This is a genomic window from Modestobacter roseus (genome assembly GCF_007994135.1).
In the GTDB taxonomy this organism is placed as follows: Bacteria; Actinomycetota; Actinomycetes; order Mycobacteriales; family Geodermatophilaceae; genus Modestobacter; species Modestobacter roseus.
Map to the genome: position 1 here is coordinate 1,182,471 of NZ_VLKF01000001.1, position 20,675 is coordinate 1,203,145.

At 76.5% G+C, this 20,675-nt stretch carries 19 protein-coding genes and 1 pseudogene; 17 read left to right on the forward strand and 3 right to left on the reverse strand.

Features of this window, described 5'->3' with window-relative positions; genetic code table 11:
• Positions 1-248 precede the first annotated feature (248 nt).
• Positions 249-1,142 (forward strand): tetratricopeptide repeat protein, encoded by an 894-nt coding sequence (locus tag JD78_RS05680; RefSeq protein ID WP_153361584.1) that lies wholly within the window; start codon positions 249-251, stop codon positions 1,140-1,142.
• An 86-nt stretch (positions 1,143-1,228) separates the two neighbouring features.
• Positions 1,229-1,588 (forward strand): single-stranded DNA-binding protein, encoded by a 360-nt coding sequence (locus JD78_RS05685; RefSeq protein ID WP_153361585.1) that lies wholly within the window; start codon positions 1,229-1,231, stop codon positions 1,586-1,588.
• Between the two features lie 5 nt (positions 1,589-1,593).
• Here the strand turns inward: JD78_RS05685 and JD78_RS05690 are convergent, their stop codons facing one another.
• Complete coding sequence (locus tag JD78_RS05690; protein WP_166521023.1) at positions 1,594-2,916, reverse strand: DUF1015 family protein; 1,323 nt, start codon at positions 2,914-2,916, stop codon at positions 1,594-1,596.
• Positions 2,917-3,003: 87 nt separating this feature from the next.
• Here JD78_RS05690 and JD78_RS05695 point away from each other — a divergent pair, with 87 nt between their 5' ends.
• The gene (locus JD78_RS05695) at positions 3,004-3,402 is read left to right on the forward strand and encodes a tetratricopeptide repeat protein (protein WP_228395305.1); all 399 of its coding nucleotides are present in this window, start codon (positions 3,004-3,006) and stop codon (positions 3,400-3,402) included.
• 49 nt (positions 3,403-3,451) lie between these two features.
• The gene (locus JD78_RS05700; RefSeq protein WP_153361588.1) at positions 3,452-4,540 is read left to right on the forward strand and encodes an HAD-IIA family hydrolase; all 1,089 of its coding nucleotides are present in this window, start codon (positions 3,452-3,454) and stop codon (positions 4,538-4,540) included.
• Positions 4,541-4,596: 56 nt separating this feature from the next.
• Here the strand turns inward: JD78_RS05700 and JD78_RS05705 are convergent, their stop codons facing one another.
• Positions 4,597-4,914 carry an alkyl sulfatase C-terminal domain-containing protein gene (locus tag JD78_RS05705; RefSeq protein WP_228395306.1) on the reverse strand — a complete coding sequence of 106 codons (318 nt, stop codon included), beginning with the start codon at positions 4,912-4,914 and terminating at the stop codon, positions 4,597-4,599.
• A gap of 388 nt (positions 4,915-5,302) precedes the next feature.
• Between JD78_RS05705 and JD78_RS05710 the strand changes: the two genes are divergently transcribed.
• Genes JD78_RS05710 through recN form a run of 4 tightly spaced genes read left to right on the forward strand, consistent with a single transcriptional unit; the run spans position 5,303 to position 9,159 of the window.
• Positions 5,303-5,563, forward strand: a complete 261-nt coding sequence (locus JD78_RS05710; protein WP_153361590.1) for a hypothetical protein — start codon at positions 5,303-5,305, stop codon at positions 5,561-5,563.
• A complete protein-coding gene (locus JD78_RS05715) occupies positions 5,563-6,360 on the forward strand; it encodes a TlyA family RNA methyltransferase (protein WP_153361591.1) in 798 nt (265 codons plus the stop codon). The genes JD78_RS05710 and JD78_RS05715 overlap by 1 nt, the downstream gene beginning before the upstream one ends.
• A complete protein-coding gene (locus JD78_RS05720; RefSeq protein ID WP_208103993.1) occupies positions 6,357-7,403 on the forward strand; it encodes an NAD kinase in 1,047 nt (348 codons plus the stop codon). Before JD78_RS05715 ends, JD78_RS05720 begins: the two co-directional genes overlap by 4 nt.
• Entirely contained in the window at positions 7,378-9,159 is a 1,782-nt protein-coding gene (recN, locus tag JD78_RS05725) for a DNA repair protein RecN (RefSeq protein ID WP_153361592.1), read from the forward strand. The genes JD78_RS05720 and recN overlap by 26 nt, the downstream gene beginning before the upstream one ends.
• 40 nt (positions 9,160-9,199) lie before the next feature.
• Here the strand turns inward: recN and JD78_RS05730 are convergent, their stop codons facing one another.
• Positions 9,200-9,736, reverse strand: a complete 537-nt coding sequence (locus JD78_RS05730) for a TetR/AcrR family transcriptional regulator (protein WP_243730984.1) — start codon at positions 9,734-9,736, stop codon at positions 9,200-9,202.
• Between the two features lie 507 nt (positions 9,737-10,243).
• Here JD78_RS05730 and steA point away from each other — a divergent pair.
• The 9 genes and pseudogenes from steA to JD78_RS05770 all read left to right on the forward strand — a co-directional run bounded on the left by steA (position 10,244) and on the right by JD78_RS05770 (position 20,643).
• On the forward strand, positions 10,244-11,428 hold the full coding sequence (steA, locus tag JD78_RS05735) for a putative cytokinetic ring protein SteA (RefSeq protein WP_153361594.1): 1,185 nt from the start codon (positions 10,244-10,246) through the stop codon (positions 11,426-11,428).
• Positions 11,425-12,378 carry a copper transporter gene (locus JD78_RS05740; protein ID WP_153361595.1) on the forward strand — a complete coding sequence of 318 codons (954 nt, stop codon included), beginning with the start codon at positions 11,425-11,427 and terminating at the stop codon, positions 12,376-12,378. The genes steA and JD78_RS05740 overlap by 4 nt, the downstream gene beginning before the upstream one ends.
• Positions 12,375-13,211 (forward strand): hypothetical protein, encoded by an 837-nt coding sequence (locus tag JD78_RS05745; protein ID WP_153361596.1) that lies wholly within the window; start codon positions 12,375-12,377, stop codon positions 13,209-13,211. Before JD78_RS05740 ends, JD78_RS05745 begins: the two co-directional genes overlap by 4 nt.
• Positions 13,208-14,839 (forward strand): murein biosynthesis integral membrane protein MurJ, encoded by a 1,632-nt coding sequence (gene murJ, locus JD78_RS05750; RefSeq protein ID WP_153361597.1) that lies wholly within the window; start codon positions 13,208-13,210, stop codon positions 14,837-14,839. Before JD78_RS05745 ends, murJ begins: the two co-directional genes overlap by 4 nt.
• Positions 14,832-15,302, forward strand: a pseudogene (locus JD78_RS22020) (glycosyltransferase); the annotation flags it as partial. The gene murJ and the pseudogene JD78_RS22020, both read left to right, overlap by 8 nt.
• 113 nt (positions 15,303-15,415) lie before the next feature.
• A complete protein-coding gene (locus JD78_RS22025; protein ID WP_243730985.1) occupies positions 15,416-15,991 on the forward strand; it encodes a glycosyltransferase family 4 protein in 576 nt (191 codons plus the stop codon).
• Entirely contained in the window at positions 15,988-18,354 is a 2,367-nt protein-coding gene (locus JD78_RS05760; RefSeq protein ID WP_153361599.1) for a hypothetical protein, read from the forward strand. The genes JD78_RS22025 and JD78_RS05760 overlap by 4 nt, the downstream gene beginning before the upstream one ends.
• Positions 18,338-20,059: a CTP synthase gene (locus JD78_RS05765; RefSeq protein WP_243730986.1), complete on the forward strand. Its 1,722-nt coding sequence runs from the start codon at positions 18,338-18,340 to the stop codon at positions 20,057-20,059. The genes JD78_RS05760 and JD78_RS05765 overlap by 17 nt, the downstream gene beginning before the upstream one ends.
• Positions 20,059-20,643 carry an NUDIX domain-containing protein gene (locus JD78_RS05770; protein WP_153361600.1) on the forward strand — a complete coding sequence of 195 codons (585 nt, stop codon included), beginning with the start codon at positions 20,059-20,061 and terminating at the stop codon, positions 20,641-20,643. The genes JD78_RS05765 and JD78_RS05770 overlap by 1 nt, the downstream gene beginning before the upstream one ends.
• The last annotated feature ends 32 nt before the right edge of the window (positions 20,644-20,675 follow it).

Below are 20,675 nucleotides of genomic sequence, written 5' to 3' on the forward strand. Positions count from 1 at the left end.
CGGCCGGACGGCCGGCCGGAGGGAACGACTGGCAGGATCGCCGCCCGGCCCGCACCGGTTCCGCCGACCGCCCGTCGTGGGAGGACCGCCGCCCGGGTGACGCCGACAGCGCACCGGACGACGCCGTCCGACGCCCCGCCGGGCCGGAGCTGCCCGACTGGGCGGACGCCCGGGAACTTGATCCGGCCGTCCGGACCGCGCTCCGCGGGCTGGACTCCCGCAACTCCGACGTCGTCGGGCAGCACCTCGTGGCCGCTGGCGGCTTGCTGGAGGACGACCCGGAGCTCGCCCTGCAGCACGCACGCGCCGCGCGCGACCGGGCGTCCCGACTGGCGGTCGTGCGGGAGGCGGTCGGCGTCGCTGCCTACCACGCCGGTGACTTCGCGGAGGCAGCTCGTGAGCTCCGTGCCTACGCGCGGATGACCGGTGACCAGAGCTACCGGGCCGTCCTCGCCGACTGCGAACGGGCGCTCGGGCGTCCGGAGACCGCCCTGCGGTTGGTCCAGGAGGCGCTGGAGACCTCGCCCGAGGGCGAGGAGCTGGTCGAGCTGCGGCTGGTGGAGGCCGGTGCACGGCAGGACCTGGGCGAGCAGCGTGCCGCCGTCCTCGTGCTGGAGAACGCACTCGGTGGCCGGCCCACGCCCGCCGCGCTCGGCGCCGCGGACCTCGGCCGGCTGCGCCTGGCCACGGCCTACGCCGACCTGCTGCTCGACCGGGGCGACGACGAGCAGGCCCAGCAGTGGTACGCGGCCATCGCCGCCGCCGACCCCGACGATCTGACCGGCATCAGCGCGCACTTCGCTGAGGAGGTCGAGGACGAGGAGACCGCGGACTCGGAGGCCGACGTCGTCGAGGCGGAAGCCGAAGAGGTCGAGGCTGAAGAGGCCGAGGCCGTCGACACGGAAGCCGACGAGGCCGACGAGGCCGACGAGCAGCTCTTCCAGCCCGCGTCCGCGGAGGTGGACGAGCCGTTCGACGAGGAGATGCTCGCTGCGGTGACCGGACCGGTGACCGATGCCGACATCGAGGCCGAGGTCGCCGAGCTGCTGGGGGAGACCCCGCCGCCGGTCGAGCGCGACCACAACCGGCTCTTCCAGGCACCTCCCGGCCCTGAGGACGAGCACGACCGTCTGACGGACTGAGCACCGTCGTCCACACCGGCCAGGGCTGTCCACAACTCGCGGGCGACCCTGGCCGGTCGGTGCACCCTCCGGCGACGCTTGCCGGCATGAGCTTGGCCGTGATCGACCGGAACGACGTCGTGCTGCGTGGGCGGCTGTCCGCCCCACCGGAACTGCGCCCACTGCCCAGCGGCGACACCCTGCTGCTGTTCAAGTTGGTGGTGCGGCGGGAGAACCCGCGTCCGCGGGCGCCCAGGTCCGACATCCTGACCTGCGTGAGCACCGTGCCCACGCTGCTGCGCTACGCCTCCGCCTGGCGTACCGACGACGTCGTGGAGGTGGAGGGTTCGCTGCAGCGCCGCTTCTGGCGCACCCCCACCGGTACCGCCGTAGCCTACGAGGTCAGCTGCCGCCGGGGGCGGAAACTGCAGCGCACCGGGCGCCGGGCCGCGCGTGAGCCGGCGTGAACCCGTCAGTCCTCGTGCGGTCGCAGCACCAGCCCGGTCCGGGGTTTCGGCACGAAGAGGGTCGACTTGCGAGGCATCCGGGCGCCGCTGCGGGCGACCGCCGCCACGTCCGCCGGCGCGGGGGAGCGGAGCAGCAGGGCGACGCCCGAACGTTCACCGGCCAGCCGGAGTGCCTGGTCGACGTCGTGCGCGACCAGCACCGACGTGGGGTCGTCGGCCCGGTGCCACAGGTGGCTGAGCAGACCGTGGTGGGCCAGGACGACGTCCAGCTCCCGCCAGGCCGTGGGGGCCTCGGTCGGTACGGTCGCTCGCAGGGCGGCCGTCGGGATCGACAGCTCCACCACCCGGGTGCCGTCGGTCACCAGGAACACCGGGCCACGCCCCGTCTCGGCAGTGCCGTCGGCGCCTCTGGCCCAGCGGCGGCAGACCTCGGCGAGTTCCCCGTCGGCCGGGGTGACGTCCCGCGCGGTCAACCCGGTGGCAGCGGCCTCGACGGCGGCCGGCAGCGACAGGTCGGGCACGACGCGGTGGATCGCCTGCACCCGCAGTCCGCCCGGGCCCGTCGGCGTGAGGAAAGCCAGCACGGCGCAGCGCGTGGAGCCACCGGTGGTCTGGTGCGCCCGGGCAGCGGCGAACCGGTGGTGCCCGTCGGCGATCACCGCCTGGGTCCTGCCCAGCGCGGTGGTCAGCTGCTGGAGCACGGCCCGGTCGGTCACCCGCCACAGCCGGTGCGTCACACCGTCGGGGTCGGTGACCTCCAGGGTGGGCGCGCCCTGCCCGGAGTGGCGCGTGAGTTCGGCGACCTCCGGCTCCGGGTCGTGGGCCAGCACAATGGGCTCGAGGTCGGTGCGCGTCTCGTCGAGCAGGGCGCGGCGGCCCTCGACGGCCGGGGCGAACGTGTCCTCGTGCGGCAGCACGGCGGGGGACCCTGCCGGCGGGACGCGGACCGCCCCCAGCCACCCGGTGGTCGCCGGGAGCCCGGGGGCGGCCATCTCGTAGCGCCAGAGCGCCGCCACGTCCTCCCGGACGAGCACCCGGTCGGCCAGCCACTGTCGCAGGTTGGCCGCCGCCGCCCGGGCCGAGCTGCGGTCGCTGGCTGCGCGGCCTCCCGGCACGGGGTCGACGTGCGGCAGGATCAAGCGGACGATGTTGTGCGGGTCGGCCTCGGCCAGGCGGTCGCGGCCGCCGACGGTGACCAGGTCATAGGCCGGGGAGCTGACCCGGGCCAGCCGCGCGGGATCGTGCTCCCGGTAGACCAGAGCGCGAAACGGCCGGACGTCGAGACCCGTCGCGGCGGAGGGCGGGGCGTCCGCGGTCGGGGTGGGCACCGTCCGATGGTAGGAGCGGGGTCCCTGCCCGACGGCGGCGGCCGGACGGCGGCGCGGCAGGGCCGGGGCGACGGGGGAGGGACGGCGGTGCAGTCAGGGCAACCGGACGGCGGCGTGTACGAGTGGTACCAGCGCGGTCTGCAGCTGCTCAGCGCCGGCCACCCCGATGCCGCGGCCACCCTGCTGGAGCGGGCGGCCGGCGCCGAACCGGGCTCCCGCAGCGTGCTGGAGGCGCTGGCTCGGGCCCAGTACGACGCGGGGCGCTACCGGGCCGCGATCGACAGCTTCGCCCGGATCATCGACGCCAACCCGACCGACGACTACGCCCAGTTCGGTCTCGGGCTGGCCGCCAGCCGGGCCGGCGATCTCGAACTCGCCGCCGAGCACCTGGCCCTGGCGGTCGCCATGCGACCCGACCTCACCCACTACGCCCAGGCGTTGCGCGGCGTGCGCGCCCGCCGAGATCTCGCACAGGAGCTGCCATGACCCACCCGACGCCCGCCCCCGTGCCCCAGCACCCCGCGACGGCTGCGGCGTGAGCGCCCCCGGGACACCGCCCCTCGTCGCCGGCAGCAACCGGCCGCCGGCAGGCGAGTACGACGTGGCGCTGCTCGACCTCGACGGGGTGGTCTACGTCGGCCCGGCAGCGGTGCCCGGGGTGCCGGAGGCCCTCGCCGCCGCGCGTGACCGGGGCATGCAGCTGGGCTTCGTCACCAACAACGCCGCGCGCACCCCGGCGCAGGTCGCCGCCCACCTCACCGAGCTGGGCGTGGCCGCCGCGGAGACCGACGTCATCACCAGCTCGCAGGCCGCCGCGACGGTGGTCCGGGACCTGGTCGGGGCCGGCGCACCCGTCCTGGCGGTGGGCGGTCCGGGTGTGGCCGCGGCCCTCGCGGCCGCCGGGCTCCGGGTCGTCCAGCGTGCCGAGGACGGACCAGCGGCCGTGGTCCAGGGCTACGGGCCCGGAGTCGGCTGGGCGGAGCTCGCCGAGGCCGTGGTGGCCGTGCGCAACGGCGCCCGGCACGTGGCCACCAACACCGACGCCACCATCCCCTCGCCGCGCGGGGTGCTGCCGGGCAACGGCGCGCTCGTGGGCGTGGTCAGCGCCGTCACCGGCCAGTCCCCGGTGGTCACCGGCAAGCCCGATCCGGCCATGCACGCCGAGTGCGTGCGACGCACCGGCGCCACCCGGCCGCTCGTCGTCGGTGATCGGCTGGACACCGACATCGAGGGCGCCCGGCGCGCGGGGGCGGCCAGCCTGCTCGTCCTCACCGGGGTCGCCACGCCGGCGGACCTGCTCGCCGCCGCCCCCGACCAGCGCCCGGACCTGCTGGCCGCCGACGTCGCGGGCCTGCTGACCCCGCACCCGGCCGTGCAGCCGGTCGACGGCGGGTGGCGGTGTGGCAGCTGGCTGGCGTCCTCGGCCGGGGACCGCCTGGTGCTCCGTTCGGCCGGCGACGGTCCGGACGTCGGGGACGGGCTGGACGGCCTGCGTGCCCTCGCGGTGGCGCACTGGTCAGCGGACGAGCGACCCACCGGCGGGGACGGCCCGCGGCCGACGATCAGCGCGGCCGACGCCCACTCGGCCGCCGCGCTGACCCGGTGGGAGCTCGACGGCGGGTGACCGGGCGGCGGATGGTCCCGCGGCGAGTGTGCGGGCGTCCGGTGCGGGCCGGCAGGTCAGAGCATCGAGCGCAGCCGGAGCATGTCGCGCAGCCCTGCCTCCAGCTTCACCCGCCCACTGGCCCAGGCCGGCGTGAAGTCGAGGTCGCCGGCGGTCAGCGCCAGCAGGTCGTCGCTGGTCATCGTCAGCCGGATGTCGGCCTTGGGCACCGCCGGCCCCTCGGGCACCGCCGTCATGTCGTGGACGGCGCCCCGGGCCAACCGGCCGTGCACCACCTGCCCGAGGTCGGTCAGCCGGCAGGAGACGGTCCGGTCGAGGTCGCGGGCCGCGTCCTTGGCGGCCAGCCGGCCGACGAACCCGGTGAGAGCGGTCATGCACTGGTCCAGCGTCGCCACGGAAGGGGTGCCTCCTCCAGCCGATGGCCGGGCGGTTCCCGGCCGGGGCAGTCCGGGGCGGGACGCTACCGGCGGCCACCGTCACCCGTGCTGCCGGTCGGGGGCCCGGACCTGCCGCCAGGACCCGGGCCTGCCGGCCTGCGCCGTGAGGCCGTCGGGGTCCGGCCGCGCCGCGGGCCGTCGGCACCGGCCGGTAGCCTCCGACGTGGTCCCGCCGCCGCCACCCCGGCCGGCGGACCGGCCCGGGGCCGGGACCACCCGGCCCCGATCTCGATGACCCGATCTCGATGACCCGTCCGACCACCCGGGCGGCCCGCCTGCCCCGGCGGCGACACCCGACCACCGAGACCCGCGGAGGAGGACCACCGTGAGCCAGCCCGACCGACCGCGCCCGGTGCCCGGCCCCCCACGCGGGGCTCCCAGCGGGTCGTCGGTCGCTCCCACGCCCGGTGGCCGTGACGGCGGCACGGGGGAGTCCCCGGCCCGGCACGACCCGGCCCCGACCACCCCGGCGGCCGGACCACCGTTCGCCGGCCTGGCCGAGCGGCCGGTGGCCGAGCACGTCGGGGTGTACGAGGCCGAGCACGAGCGGTTGCAGCGCGAACTGTCGACCATCGACCAGCTCTGATGGCACGTCGCAGCCGGCTCGACGCCGAGCTCGTCCGTCGCGGCCTGGCCCGCTCGAGGGAGCATGCCGTCGCTCTCATCGCCGAGGGCCGGGTCACCGTCGCCGGCGCCGCCGCGACCAAGCCGGCCACCGGCGTGGAGGCCGCCACCCCCGTCGTCGTCCGCACCGACCCGGACCAGCCCAGCTGGGTCTCCCGGGGCGCGCACAAGCTGCTCGGCGCGCTGTCGGCGTTCGACGTCGACGTGAGCGGCCGGCGGGCCCTGGACGCCGGTGCCTCCACGGGCGGGTTCACCGAGGTGTTGCTCAGCCGCGGCGCGCGGGAGGTGGTCGCGGTCGACGTCGGGTACGGCGAGCTGGCCTGGTCGCTGCGCACCGACGACCGGGTCGCGGTGCACGAGCGCACCAACGTCCGCGAGCTGACCCCCGAGACGATCGGGGGGCCGGTGCAGCTGGTGGTGGCCGACCTCTCCTTCATCTCGCTGCGGCTCGTGCTCCCCGCCCTGACCAGCTGCGCCACCCCCGACGCCGACCTGCTGCCGATGGTGAAGCCGCAGTTCGAGGTGGGGCGGGAGAGGCTGGGCAGCGGGGGAGTCGTCCGCGACCAGGGGCACCGGGCCGACGCGGTGCTCACCGTGGCCCGGGCCGCCGCCGACCTCGGCTGGGGCACCGCGGGCGTGGTGGCCAGCCCGCTGCCCGGCCCCGCGGGCAACGTGGAGTTCTTCCTCCGGCTGCGCCGCGACGCCCCACCACCGCAGCCGGACGACGTCGACCGAGCAGTTCAGGAGGGACCACAGTGACCGAGTGCGCGCCACCGCGGGAGGGGGGCGGTACCCGGCGGGTGCTGCTGGCCGTCCACACCGGGCGAGCCGACATCGTGGCGCTGGCCCGCGCCGCGGCCGCCCGGCTGGCCCGGGCCGGCTTCGTCGTCCGGGTGCTCGACGACGAGGCCGACGACCTGGACATCCCCGGAGCCGAGGTCTGCACGTTCGGTCCGCAGGCCGCTGAGGGCACCGAGATCGTCCTGGTCTTCGGTGGTGACGGCACGTTCCTGCGCGCCGCCGAGCTGGCCCGCTCCACCGATGCGGCGATCACCGGCGTCAACCTGGGCCGCGTCGGGTTCCTCGCCGAGACCGAGCCCGAGGCGGTCGAGGAGATGCTCGCCGCCGTCGAACGCTGCCAGTACGAGGTGGAGGAACGCCTGACGCTGGAGGCCACGGTCTTCGACGACGAGGGGCGGTCCGTCGGCGGCACCTGGGGGCTCAACGAGGTCTCGGTGGAGAAGGTGGAGCGCGCCCGGGTGCTCGACGTGGTCCTCGAGGTCGACGGGCACCCGCTCACCAGCTTCGGCTGCGACGGCGTGCTCTGCGCGACCCCGACGGGCTCCACCGCCTACGCGTTCTCCGCCGGGGGGCCGGTGGTGTGGCCCGACGTCGAGGCCCTGTTGCTGGTGCCGGCGAACGCGCACGCGCTGTTCTCCCGGCCCCTGGTCACCTCCCCGTCGTCCGTGCTGACCGTCGCCGTGCCGCACGACGGCGCCCGTGCCCGGGTCTCCGCCGACGGGCGGCGCCTGGTCGAGGTCCCCGACGGCGGCCGGGTCGAGGTGCGGCGCTCGGACCGGCCGGTGCGGATCGCCCGGGTCAACCCCACCTCCTTCGGCGACCGGCTGGTCGCCAAGTTCGGCCTCCCGGTCCGCGGCTTCCGCGACGCCCGCTCGCACGGACCCGGGCACGAGGCGCCGACCTCGCACCGCAACGTGCTGAGCCGGGAGATCAACACCGCCGACGGCCTCACCCGACGACCCGAGGGGGTGCGGAGTGGCGACGCGGACGGCGCGGCGTGAGCAGGCCGCTGCGGCCGCTCCCCGCAACAGCGCCCTGACCGAGCTGCACATCCGTGGCCTGGGCTCGATCGACGACGTCACCCTGGACCTGGGGCCCGGGCTGACCGTGGTCACCGGGGAGACCGGCGCCGGCAAGACCATGGTCGTGACCGGCCTGACCCTGCTGTTCGGCGGCCGCGCGGACCCCGGCCGGGTGCGCGCCAACGGCCGGGCCAGCGTCGAGGGCCGGATCACCCTGCCGCCGGGCTCGCCGGTCTGGGACCGGGCCGCCGACGCCGGCGCCGAGCCCGACGAGGACGGCAGCCTGATCCTCGCCCGGACGATCAGCGCCGAGGGGCGGTCACGGGCCCACCTGGGCGGGCGCACCGTGCCGGTCGGTCTGGTCGCCGAGCTGTCGGAGGACCTGCTGGCCGTGCACGGGCAGACCGACCAGCTGCGGCTGACCCGTCCGGCCGAGCAGCGGCGCGCCCTGGACCGCTACGCCGGCGCGGCACACTTGACCCTCATCGAGGAGCACCGGGCCGCGTACGCGCGGTGGCGCGAGCTGGCCGACGACCTGGACCGGCGGCGCAGCCAGGCACGGGAGCTGGCGCAGACCGCCGACGTGCTGCGGCACGGGCTGGAGGAGATCGCCGCCGTCAGCCCCGAGCCGGGTGAGGACGAGGCGCTCGACGCCCAGGCCAAGCGGCTCGGCGACGCCGATGCGTTGCGCGTGGTCGCCGACGAGGCGCGGATCGCGCTGGTCGGTGACGTCACCGGCGAGCTGGGCGGCGACGGCGGCTTCCCGGCCGACGCCACGGCGGCCCTGGCCACCGCCGAACGGGCGCTGGCCGCCTCCGACGACCCGTCGCTGGTGCTGCTGGCCCGCGACCTGGCCGACGCCGTCGCCGTGGTGTCCGACGTCGCCGTCCAGCTGGCCGGCTACGTCGCCGACCTGGACGCCGACCCGGCCCACCTGGCCGAGGTGCTGGACCGGCGGGCCGCGATCACCGCCCTGGTGCGCAAGTACGCCGAGCCGGGTGCCGGGCTGGCCGGGGTGCTGGCCTGGGCGGCCGACGCGCAGGAGCGGCTGGACCGGCTCGACGTCTCCGACGAGGCGCTCGAGCGGCTGGAGGCCGAGCGGGACGCCGCCCGTGCCGAGCTGGCCGCGCTGTCCACCCGGGTCACCGAGGGGCGCCGGGCCGCGGCCGACGGCTTCGCCGCCGAGGTGGGCACGGAGCTGGCCGGGCTGGCGATGAAGAGCGCGCAGGTGTCCTTCCGCATCGAGACCGACCCGGACCACCCCGGCGCCGACGGCGCGGACGAGGTGGTGCTGCTGCTGTCCGCGCACCCGGGCGCGCCCGCCAGGCCGGTGCACAAGGGGGCCTCCGGCGGTGAGCTGTCCCGGGTGATGCTGGCCATCGAGGTGGTGTTCGCGGGCGCCGACCCGGTGCCGGTGATGGTGTTCGACGAGGTCGACGCCGGCGTGGGCGGGCAGGCGGCCGGTGAGATCGGCGCCCGGCTGGCGCGGCTGGCCCGCGAGCACCAGGTCGTCGTCGTCACCCACCTGGCGCAGGTCGCCGCCTTCGCCGACACCCACGTCGTGGTGGACAAGGCGCCGGACTCCGGGGCGGGCATCACCGCCACCGACATCCACACCGTCGCCGACGAGGAGCGGGTGCGGGAGCTGGCCCGGATGCTGTCCGGGCTGGCCGACAGTGAGACCGGGCAGGCGCACGCCCGGGAGCTGCTGGCCGTGGCGGCCCAGCGGAACTGAGTCCCGCGGCCACCGGCCGCGCCGGGCGGGGCGCGCGGCGCTACCGGCGCTCGGCGTACCCGGCGAGGCCGGTCTGCAGCAGCGCCAGGCCCGCGCGGCCGCGGGCGCGGAGCTCGGCGACCAGCTCGGGGCCGGCGGCCCCCGCCAGCACCCGGTCGCGGGCCAGCTCCAGCAGGCCCGCGTACAGGCCCAGCACCGCGTGTGCGGCCAGCCACGGCTCGAGCCGGCCCGGCTCCGTCCCGGTCTCGACGGCGAACTCCGCGGCCAGGGCGTCGGTCAGCGCACCGAGGATCTCCCGTTCCCGCACCTGCAGGGTCCGCGAGCCGCGGATCACCCGGGCCATCTCGCCGACGCCGTCGGCGGCCTCCGCCGAGCCGAGCTGGCTGATCGCCGCCACGATGAACCCGCCGGCGGCCGCGGGGGCCGACAGGCCGGGGCGGCGCTGCCGGACGGCGTCCAGGAGCGCGCCGCGCATCGGCGGGTCGGCCTCGAAGACCAGCCCCTCCTTGACCGGGAAGTGGTTGAAGACGGTCTTCTCCACCACACCCGCGCGCTGGGCGATCTCCTGCACGCTCACGGCGTCGAAGCCACGCTCGGCGAACAGCCCGGCCGCGGCGTCGACGATCTCCTCGCGGGTCTGCTGGCGGCGCAGCTCCCGCTTGTTCGGCCCGCCGCGCCCGCGCCGCCGGGAGGGCCGGCGACCGGGCTCCGTGACGACGTCGGCCGGTGGCGCGGGGGCGGGCGGCGCGGCGGGGACGGCGCGGGGCTCGCCGGCGCCGGCGGGGCGAACGCCACCACCCGTGCACCGGGACCGGCGTCCTCCGCACCGGGGTCGGCGGCCTGAGCCGTGCCGACCCGGTCGAGAGCGGTGTCGTGCAGGACGGTCGCTGTACCCCGGCTCGCGGAGGCCCCTCCAGTCACAGCAGCCACGCTAGTGACGGGCCGGTCCCGTCCCCGGACAACGACACCCGGCGTGATCGTGGGCGTGTCGCGCCGTCCGCCGTGGCGTTCACCATGTGTGACCGGTCAGTGACGATCGCGCGTCGGTCATCGGTGAACAGCACGCCATGGGAGCATGAAGCGCATGCGCATCGGCACCCTGCGGCGCGGACGGGCGTCCTCGACCGGACCCGGCGTGGCCGGCACCGTCCGGCTCGATCACCGGACCAAGAACCTCACCAAGCGGCTGCGGCCCGGTGAGATCGCCGTCATCGACCACGCCGACGTCGACCGGGTGAGCGCCGACTCGCTGGTCGCCGCGAAGGTCGCCGCAGTGGTCAACGCCGCCCCGAGCACCACCGGCCGCTACCCGAACCTGGGCCCCGGGATCCTCGTCGAGGCCGGCATCCCGCTGATCGACGGGGTGGGCAAGGAGGTCTTCGACACCCTCCAGGAGGGCACGCACGCCCGCGTCGACGGCAACCGGCTGCTCGTCGGGGAGACCGTGGTCGCCGAGGGGGTCGAGCAGACCCAGGAGACCGTCGACGCGGCGATGGCCGAGGCCCGGGCCGGGCTCTCCACCCAGCTCGAGGCGTTCGCCGCCAACACCATGGAGTACATGAAGCGCGAGCGTGCGCTGCTCCTCGACGGCGTCGGCGTGCCCGACGTCCGGACCCGGATCGAGGGCCGGCACGCGCTGGTCGTCGTCCGCGGGTACGACTACAAGGAGGACCTGGCGGCGCTGCGGTCCTACATCCGCGACTACCGGCCGGTGCTCATCGGGGTCGACGGCGGGGCCGACGCGATCCGCGAGGCCGGCTACCAGCCGGACATGATCATCGGCGACATGGACTCGGTCAGTGACGACGTCCTGCGCTGCGGCGCCGAGGTCGTGGTGCACGCCTACGCCGACGGGCGGGCCCCCGGGCTCCAGCGGGTGCTCGACCTCGGGGTCGAGGCCATCACCTTCCCGGCCTCGGCGACCAGTGAGGACATCGCCATGCTGCTGGCCGACGAGAAGGGCGCCTCGCTCATCGTCGCCGTCGGCACGCACGCCACGCTGGTCGAGTTCCTGGACAAGGGCCGCGGCGGCATGGCCTCCACCTTCCTCACCCGGCTGCGACTGGGCGGCAAGCTCGTCGACGCCAAGGGGGTGAGCCGGCTCTACCGCAGCCGGATCTCCACCCTCGCACTCACCCTGCTGGTCCTCGCCGCGCTGGCCTCGATCGTGGCGGCCATGGCCGTCTCGACCGCCGGCCGGGTGTACCTGGACCTGCTCATCGACCAATGGGACAGCTTCGTGTTCTGGCTGGAGAACCTCTTCTCGTGATCGACTTCCGCTACCACCTGGTCTCGCTGATCGCGGTGTTCCTCGCCGTCGCGCTGGGCATCGTGATCGGCACGACCCAGCTCAACGGGCCGGTGCTGACCAACCTGCAGAACCAGGTGAGCCAGCTGCAGGAGGACAAGCGGGCCCTGGAGGACCAGACCCAGGGGCTGCAGGCCCAGCTCGACGACGACGGCGGTTTCGACGAGGCGGTCGGGCCGGTGCTGGTGGCCGACCGGCTGGCCGGGAGCAGCGTGCTGCTGGTCATCGCCGGCGGCGACGTCGACCCCGAGGTGGTCGAGGGCGTGACCGCACTGCTGGGCAGCGCCGGCGCCACCGTCACCGGCACGGTCCGGCTGACCGACACCTACGCCGACCCCGCCACCACGTCCGGTCTGGAGAGCTACGTGACCGGACCGGGGCTGCCGGCCGGGGTCGTGCCCGCGGAGACCGGCGACGCCGGCGAGCTCCTCGCATCCGTGCTGGCCCAGGTGCTGATGGTGCCCGGCGAGGGCGACGACGGCGCCGGCGTCCCGCCGGACACGACCGCCACCGCCCAGGTGCTCGCCGGCCTCGAGGAGCTCGGGGTGCTCAGCCGGGACACCAGCTCGGTCAGCCCGGCCGAGTACGCGGTGGTCCTGACCAGCGGCGCGGTCGAGGGCGAGGACGCCGACGTGCGGACGACAGCGCTGGTCGAGCTGGCCACCGCGCTGGACGCCGCCGGGGCCGGGGCCGTCGTCGCCGGTGACCCCGTCGCGGCCGAGGACGGTGGGCTGATCGCCGCGATCCGGGCCGACGCCGGGGCCAGCGACAACGTCTCCACCGTCGACAACGTCACCGCGGCCGCAGGCCGGATCGCGACGGTCCTCGCGCTGGTGGCCGAGGGTGCGGGCACGTCGGGGCAGTACGGGGCGGGCGAGGACGCCCAGCCGGTGCCGGCACCGGTCTCGTGAGCCCCCGGGGACAGCTCACCCGGGCGGCGGCCGGGGCGCTCGCGGCCCGTGCCGGCCTGGCCGGCGCCGCGGCGCTCACCGCCCGGCCGGCCGGTGCCCGCTGGCGGCGCACCAACTACGCCGGGCGGCCGGTGACGCTGCTCGGTGGTCCGGTGCTGGCCGCCGCGGCGACCGGCACCGCCGTGGCCGGCGCGCCCGCCGGGCAGCGGGCGGCCGCGTTCGTCGTCGGTACGGCCGCGGGCCTCGTCGGCGGGTACGACGACCTCGCCGGCGCCCGGCCGGAGCAGGCCCGGGACAAGGGGCTGGCCGGTCACCTGGCGGCGCTGCGCGCCGGCCGGGTGTCCGCCGGCGCGGTGAAGGTCGCCGGGATCGGCGCGGCGGCGGCGGTCGCCGCGGCGCTGACCCGCCGGGGCACGGGAGCCGGTGCGCTCGTCGACGGCGTGCTCACCACCGGGCTGGTCGCGGGGACGGCGAACCTGGTCAACCTGCTCGACCTGCGCCCCGGCCGCGCCGGCAAGGCCGCCGTGCTGCTGGGCTCGGCCACAATCGGCGGGCCCGCCGGCGGGCTCGTCGCCGGCCCGCTGGGCGCCACCCTCGGCGTGCTGCCGGCCGACCTCGGCGAGCGGGTCATGCTCGGTGACTGCGGCGCCAACGCGGTCGGGGCGCTGCTGGGGCTCCGCCTGGCCGCGCTGCCCGGGCGACCGCTGCGGGCCGGCCTGCTCACCGGCGTCGCCGCCCTCACCCTGGCCAGCGAGAAGGTCAGCTTCACCCGTGTCATCGAGGCCACCCCGGGGCTGCGCGAGCTGGACCGGCTCGGCCGACGACGGGCGTGAGCGCCCGCCGGGTCGCACAGGGGGTGGCAGGGGCGGCGCTGCTGATCTCGGCGCTGACCCTGCTGGCGCGGGTGGCCGGCTTCGGCCGGACGGTGGTGTTCACCAACGCGGTAGGCGCGGACTCCACCGGTGACACGTACCTGGCCGCCAACAACGTCCCGAACATCGTCTTCGAGGTGGTCGCCGGCGGTGCGCTGGCCAGCCTCGTGGTGCCCATGCTGGCCGGTGGCATCGCGGCGGGCGACCGCGAGCAGGTGCGCCGCACGGCCTCGGCGCTGCTCGGCTGGACCCTGCTGCTGCTGGTCCCGCTGGCGGTGCTGCTCGCGGTCCTGGCGCACCCGATCGCGACGCTGCTGCTCGGCGGTGACGCCGGGGACCCGGCGAAGGTCGACCTCGCCGCCCGCTTCCTGGTCGTCTTCGCGCCCCAGGTGGTCCTGTACGGCATCGGGATCGTGCTCACCGGCGTGCTGCAGGCGCACCGGCGGTTCGCCGGCCCGGCGATCGCGCCACTGCTCAGCTCCGTCGTCGTGGCCACGGCCTACCTCCTCTTCGCCGCCCTGGGCGGCAGCCGGGACGTCGACACCCTCTCCACGCCCGCCGAGCTGGTGCTCGGGGTCGGCACGACGCTCGGCGTGGTGGCGCTGGCCCTGTCGCTGCTCGTACCGATGCGTGGGCTGGGGCTACGGCTGCGCCCGTCGCTGCGGTTCCCGGTCGGTGCGGCCCCGCGGGTGCGCCGGCTGGCGCTGGCCGGGGTGCTGACCCTGGCCGGGCAGCAGCTGGTCGCGGTGGTGGCGATCCGGCTGGCCAACACCGACGCCCCGGACGGCACCCAGGTCGTCTACTTCGCCGGGCTGACGCTGTTCCTGCTGCCGTGGGCGGCGGTCGCCGTCCCCCTGGCCACCTCGGTCTACCCGGGCCTCAGCGAGGCCGCCGAGCGGGGTGACGAGCCGGCGTACCGCCGGTCCCTGGCGCCGGCCGCCGTGCTGGTCCTCGTCGGGTCGGCGGTCGCCGCGGCCGGGCTGGTCGCCGTCTCCGGCCCGATGGCCCGGGTCTTCCTCGCCTCCGGCGACGACGGCGGGAGCGCGATCGCCCTGCAACCGGCGATCGCGGCCTTCGCCCCGGGGCTGCTCGGCTACGGCCTGGTCGCGCTGCTGTCCCGGGCGCTCTACGCCCGCGGGCTCTGGCGCGCGCCGACCGCCTGCGTGGCCGGCGGGTGGCTGGTCGCGGTCGCGGCCGACCTCGTCCTCTCCGCCGCGCTGCCCTCGGGTGACCGTGCGTTCGCGCTGGCCGCCGGGCACACGGTGGGGGTGACCGTGGCCGGACTGGCGCTGCTGGTGGTCACCGCCCGGGTGGCCGGCCCCGGCGTCCTCGACGGCCTGCCGCGGACCGGGGGACCGGCCGTCGTCGCCGCCGTCGTGGCCGGCGCCGCGGGACTGCTCACCGCCCGGGCACTGGGCGCCGACCCGGTGCCCGGCGGCCTGGCCGCCGCGCTCGGCGCCGGCGTCGCCGCGGGTGCCGTGGTGCTGGTGGTCGCCGGTGCGATCATCATGGGCACCGCCCGGGGGCCGCTGCTCGCGGCCGTGGCCGGGCTGCGCGGACCGGTGCGGCAGGAGGCGACCCATGGCTGAGACGCAGGCACCCCCACTGGCCGACCGGCGGATCGCCGAGGTCCTCGCCACCAGCACCGGCGGCGTCGGCACCCACCTGCGCTCCCTGCTGGCCCCGCTCGGGCAGGCCGGTGCCTCCGTGCGCGTGTGCGGGCCGCAGGCCACCGAGGAGCTGTTCGACTTCACCGGTACCGGTGCCGACTTCCGCCCGGTCGGCATCTCCGCCGGCCTGGACCCCGCCGCCGACCTGCGCGCCGTGCTGGCGCTGGGCCGCGCGACCGCCGGCGCCGACCTGGTGCACGCCCACGGCCTGCGGGCTGGGCTGGTCGCCGCGGCGGCCCGCCGGCTGACCGGGCAGCGCCGCCGCCCGCTCGTGCTGACCCTGCACAACGCGCTCCCCGAGGGCGGCGGGCTGCGCCGCCGGGTGCTGCAGGTGGCGGAGCGGGCGACCATCCGCGGCGCCGACGTCGTGCTGGCCGCCTCCGGTGACCTCGCCGACAACGCCCGCCGGCTCGGTGCCCGCGACGTCCGGGTCGCCCCGGTGGCCGCGCCCCCGCTGCCGGCGCCGCAGCGCCCCGGCCGGAGGTGCGCCGGGAGGTGGGCCTGGAGGACGACAGCCGCCCGCTGGTGGTCGCCATCGGCCGCCTGCACCCGCAGAAGGGCTACGACGTGCTGCTCGACGCCGTGGCCCGCTGGGTCGCCGACCCGCGGCTGCAGCCGGCGCCGCTGGTGGCGATCGCCGGCGACGGCCCGCTGCACGAGGAGCTCGCCGCCCGGATCCGGGCCGAGCAGCTGCCGGTCACCCTGCTGGGCCGCCGCACCGACGTCGCCGACCTGCTCGGCGCCGCCGACGTCTGCGTGCTGCCCTCGGTGTGGGAGGCCCGGTCGCTCACCGCCCAGGAGGCGCTGCGGGCCGGCACGCCGCTGGTCGCCTCCCGGGTGGGCGGCATCCCGGAGCTGGTGGGCGACGCCGCCGAACTCGTGCCGGTCGGGGACGCCGAGGCGCTCGCCGAGGCCGTCACGCGGGTGCTCACCGAACCGGCCCGGACCGCCCGGCTGGGCGCCGACGGGCCGCGCCAGGCCGCGACCTGGCCCGACGAGGCGGCCACCGCGGCCCAGCTGGTGACGCTGTACCGGGAGCTGCTCGCCGACCCGCCGGGGCGGCGCGGGTGACCCGCGGGGCCCGGACGGCCACCGTCCTGGCGCTGCTGCTGGCGCTGCTGGCCGGGCTGCTGGCCGGCCCGGCAGCCGCCGCCGACGGCGATCCGAGCGACGACCAGGTCGCGGACCAGTGGCGGGCCGACCGGGTGCTGGTGGTGGGGGTGGCCGGTCTGCTGTGGTCGGACCTGGACCCCGAGACCACCCCGCAGCTGTGGTCGCTGGCCGAGGACTCCGGGATCTCGGCGGTCTCGGTCCGCGCGGCCCGGTCCACCACCTGCCTGCTCGACGGCTGGGCGACGCTGGGCGCGGGTAACCGGGCCCGGTACCCCGGCCCGTTCGAGCCCATCCCGCCGGTGCCGCTGCCCAGCGCCCCGGTGCCCGAGGAGCAGGAGGACGGCGCCGAGCCGGGCGACCCGGCGGCCGAGCCGGTGGACACCTCCCTGTCCTTCTGCGGCCTGGAGGAACAGGTCGCCCAGGTCGGCCTCGCCGAACCGGAACGCACCGTGGAGCGGGTGACCGCCGACACGGCGACCACCCGCTTCGGCGCCCAGGCCGGTGCGCTGGGCGACGCCGTCGAGTGCAGCACCGCCGTCGGGCGCGCCGCCTCCCTGGCGGTCGCCGGCCCCGAGAGCCGGTTCACCGTCACCGACCGGCTCCCCGACGACCCGGCCGAGCTCGCGGCGCTGCTCGCCCGGTGCCCGCTCACCCTGGTCTCCCTCGACACCCTCACCGATGCCGGCAGCTCCAGCCAGACCGAGACCGAGACCGGCACCCGCGCCGACGCCCGGCCGTGGGCGGTGCGGCAGGTCGACGCCGCCGTCGGCGCCCTGCGCGAGGCGGTCGCCGGGCTGCCGGGGGAGACCCTGCTCGTGCTGCAGGGCGTCTCCGAGGTCAACGACGGCCGCCCGCAGCTGCACGTGGGGATCGTCTCCGGGCCCGGCTTCGAGCCCAGCTGGCTCAGCTCGGCGAGCACCGGTCGGGCACCGTTCACCCAGCTCATCGACGTCGCCCCCACCGTGCTGCGGGCACTGGGGGTGGAGCGCCCGCCGTCGATGAACGGGCAACCGATGCGGGTGGCCGGGGAACGCCCACCGCTGGCCGAGGCGATCGAGGTCCTGGAGCGGGCGAACACCCGCGCGGTCGTGCACTACCGCAGCACCAGCACCTTCTTCTGGACGCTCGTGGCGCTGGACGGGACGCTGCTCGCGGCCGCGCTGCTGCTCCTGGGGCTGCGCCGTCCCCGCGCCGCCCTCGCCGGCCGGGCGCGGAGCGGGCTGCGGCTGGCCGCGCTGGTCGTCGCGTCGGTGCCGGTGGCCACCTACCTGGCCGGCGTCGTGCCCTGGGAGCGCACGGGGAGCCCCCGGGTGACCCTCGCGCTCAGCGTGGCCGTCGCCGCGGTGGCCGTCGGGGTGCTCGCCGCGGCCGGGCCGTGGCGACACCGCCGGCTGGGGCCACCGGCCGCGGTGCTGGTGGTCACCCTGGTCACGGTGGTCGGTGACGTGCTGGCCGGCTCGCCGCTGGAGCTCAACGGCCTGCTCGGCTACGACGCGATCGTCGCCGGCCGGTTCACCGGGTACGGCAACCTGACGTTCGGGCTGCTCGCGGTCAGCTCGCTGCTGCTGACCGCCTGCGCCGCCGCCTGGTGGGCCGGTCGCGTGCCCGAGCCCTCGCGCACCCGCTGGGCGCTGCCGGTGCTGGCCGCCGGGGTGGTGTCCGTCGCGCTGATCGGCGCGCCGGGGCTGGGTCGGGACTTCGGTGGGGTGCTGGCCGCCGTCCCCGGGTTCGTGGTGCTGGGGATGCTGCTGGCCCGGGTGCGGGTGACCGTCGTCCGGCTGGTCCTGGTGCTCGCCGCGGCCGTCGTCGTCGTCGGCTCGGTGGCGGTGCTGGACTGGACCCGCGCGGCCGACGAGCGCACGCACCTGGGGCGGTTCGTCGGGCAACTGCTCGACGGCGAGGCGTGGACGGTGGTCAGCCGCAAGGCCACCGCCAACCTGGCGATCCTCACCGGCAGCCCGCTGTCCTGGACCCTGCTGGTCGCCGCGGCGGCGGCGGTGTGGCTGCTGCGCCCCGGCGGGCTGCTGCGCAGCGGCCCCGGCCGGCGGCCCGGTGGGCTCGGCGGCGCCCGGCTGCGGGTGCTGCGAGCCGGGCTCACCGCGGTGGCGCTGAGCCTCACCGTCGGCGCCCTGGTCAACGACAGCGGCGTCGCCCTGCCGGCCACCGCCGCCACCGTGCTGGTGCCGCTGCTGGTCTGGCTGGCCGCCGGCACCCCGGCAGCGCAGGAGGCCGGTGCGACCCCGGCGGGGAGCGCCCCGGGAGGGGCGCCGGAGGGCGGTGACCCGCGTGTTAACGTGGGCGTCCGTGGGTCGACTGGCTGAGAACAGCAACCGCGGATCCCTTCTCCCCAACTCGCAGCCGACGAAGTTCGTCTTCGTCACCGGCGGCGTGGTCTCCTCGCTGGGCAAGGGCCTCACGGCCAGCTCACTGGGTGCACTGCTGTCCGCCCGGGGGCTGCGGGTGACGATGCAGAAGCTGGACCCCTACCTCAACGTGGACCCGGGGACGATGAACCCCTTCCAGCACGGGGAGGTGTTCGTCACCGAGGACGGCGCCGAGACCGATCTGGACATCGGGCACTACGAGCGCTTCCTGGACACCGACCTGACCGGCCGGGCCAACGTGACCACCGGGCAGGTCTACTCCGACGTCATCGCCAAGGAGCGGCGCGGGGAGTACCTGGGTGACACCGTGCAGGTGATCCCGCACATCACCAACGAGATCAAGTCGCGGATCATGGCCGTGGCGGAGGGCCCCGAGCGCGTCGACGTCGTCATCACCGAGGTCGGCGGCACGGTCGGCGACATCGAGTCGCTGCCCTTCCTGGAGGCCGCCCGGCAGGTGCGGCACGAGATCGGCCGGGACAACTGCTTCTTCCTGCACATCTCGCTGATCCCCTACATCGCCCCCTCCGGTGAGCTGAAGACCAAGCCCACCCAGCACTCGGTGGCGGCGCTGCGCAGCATCGGCATCCAGCCCGACGCGCTGGTCTGCCGGTCGGACCGGGAGATCACCGAGGGCATCAAGCGCAAGATCGGCCTGATGTGCGACGTGGAGGCCGAGGGGGTCACCTCCTGCCCCGACGCGCCGTCGATCTACGACATCCCCAAGGTGCTGCACCGCGAGGGCCTGGACGCCTACGTCGTCCGCCGGCTCGGCCTGCCGTTCCGGGACGTCGACTGGACGGTGTGGGGGGACCTGCTCGACCGCGTGCACCAGCCGAAGCAGACGGTGACGATCGCCCTCGTCGGCAAGTACATCGACCTGCCCGACGCCTACCTGTCGGTCACCGAGGCGCTGCGGGCCGGCGGGTTCGCGCACCGGTCCCGGGTGGAGGTGCGCTGGGTGCCCTCCGACGACTGCGAGACCGAGGAGGGTGCTGCGGCAGCGCTGGCCGGGGTCGACGGGGTCTGCGTCCCCGGGGGCTTCGGCGTGCGCGGCATCGAGGGCAAGCTCGGGGCCATCCGGCACGCGCGGGTCAACGGCATCCCCACCCTGGGGCTGTGCCTGGGCCTGCAGTGCATGGTCATCGAGACCGCCCGCAACCTGGCCGGCATCACCGGCGCCAACTCCACCGAGTTCGACCCGGGCACCCCCGACCCGGTCATCTCCACGATGGCCACCCAGCTGGACGTCGTCGCCGGGCGCGGGGACATGGGCGGCACGATGCGGCTGGGCAGCTACCCGGCCGCGCTGGCCAAGGGCTCGGTGGTGGCCGCGGCCTACGGGTCGACCGAGATCACCGAGCGGCACCGGCACCGGTACGAGGTGGCCAACGCCTACCGCGACCGGCTCACCGAGGCCGGCCTCGTGTTCTCCGGCACCTCCCCGGACGGGACGCTGGTGGAGTTCGCCGAGCTCCCCGCCGACGTGCACCCGTTCTTCGTCGGCACCCAGGCCCACCCGGAGCTGAAGAGCCGGCCCACCCGGCCGCACCCGTTGTTCGCCGCCTTCGTGCAGGCCGCGGCCACCTACCAGGACGCGGCCCGGCTGCCGGTGCCCGAGGACGAGCACGTGGGCATCTGATGAGCCACTCCTACGAGGTCCTCGCGTCGGAGGAGGTCTACGCCGGGCGGGTCATCTCGCTGCGCCGGGACACCGTGGCCATGCCGGGTGGGGCGGAGAGCGTGCGCGAGGTCGTCCACCACCCGGGCGCCGTCGGCGTCGTGGCGATCGACGACCAGGACCGGGTGGTGCTGCTGCGCCAGTACCGGCACCCTCTCGGCGAGCACCTGTGGGAGCTGCCGGCCGGGCTGCGGGACGTCGACGGCGAGCCGCCGGTCGAGGGCGCCCGCCGGGAGCTGGCCGAGGAGGTGCAGCTGGCCGCCGAACACTGGTCGCTGCTGGCCACCGCGTACTCCACGCCCGGCTTCTGCGACGAGAAGGTGCTGGTCTACCTGGCCGAGGGCCTCTCCCCGGTCGACCGGCCCGAGGGCTTCACCGTGGAGCACGAGGAGCTGGACATGACCGTCGAGCGGGTGCCGCTCGCCGACGCCGTCCAGCAGGTGTTCGACGGGACGATCCGCAACGCGCTGGCCGTCATCGGCATCCTCGCCGCCGCACAGGCCCGGGCCACCCGCCCCCGGCTGCGCCCGGTCGACGCCGACTGACACCCGTGCCCCCGCCCGGCGGGGGCACGGGT

Coding starts and splice junctions, on each gene's coding strand:
- JD78_RS05685 (WP_153361585.1), top strand. CDS start 1,229: ATGAGCTTGGCCGTGATCGACCGGAACGACGTCGTGCTGCGTGGGCGG.
- JD78_RS05705 (WP_228395306.1), bottom strand. CDS start 4,914: ATGACCGCTCTCACCGGGTTCGTCGGCCGGCTGGCCGCCAAGGACGCG.
- JD78_RS05715 (WP_153361591.1), top strand. CDS start 5,563: ATGGCACGTCGCAGCCGGCTCGACGCCGAGCTCGTCCGTCGCGGCCTG.
- steA (WP_153361594.1), top strand. CDS start 10,244: ATGCGCATCGGCACCCTGCGGCGCGGACGGGCGTCCTCGACCGGACCC.
- JD78_RS05770 (WP_153361600.1), top strand. CDS start 20,059: ATGAGCCACTCCTACGAGGTCCTCGCGTCGGAGGAGGTCTACGCCGGG.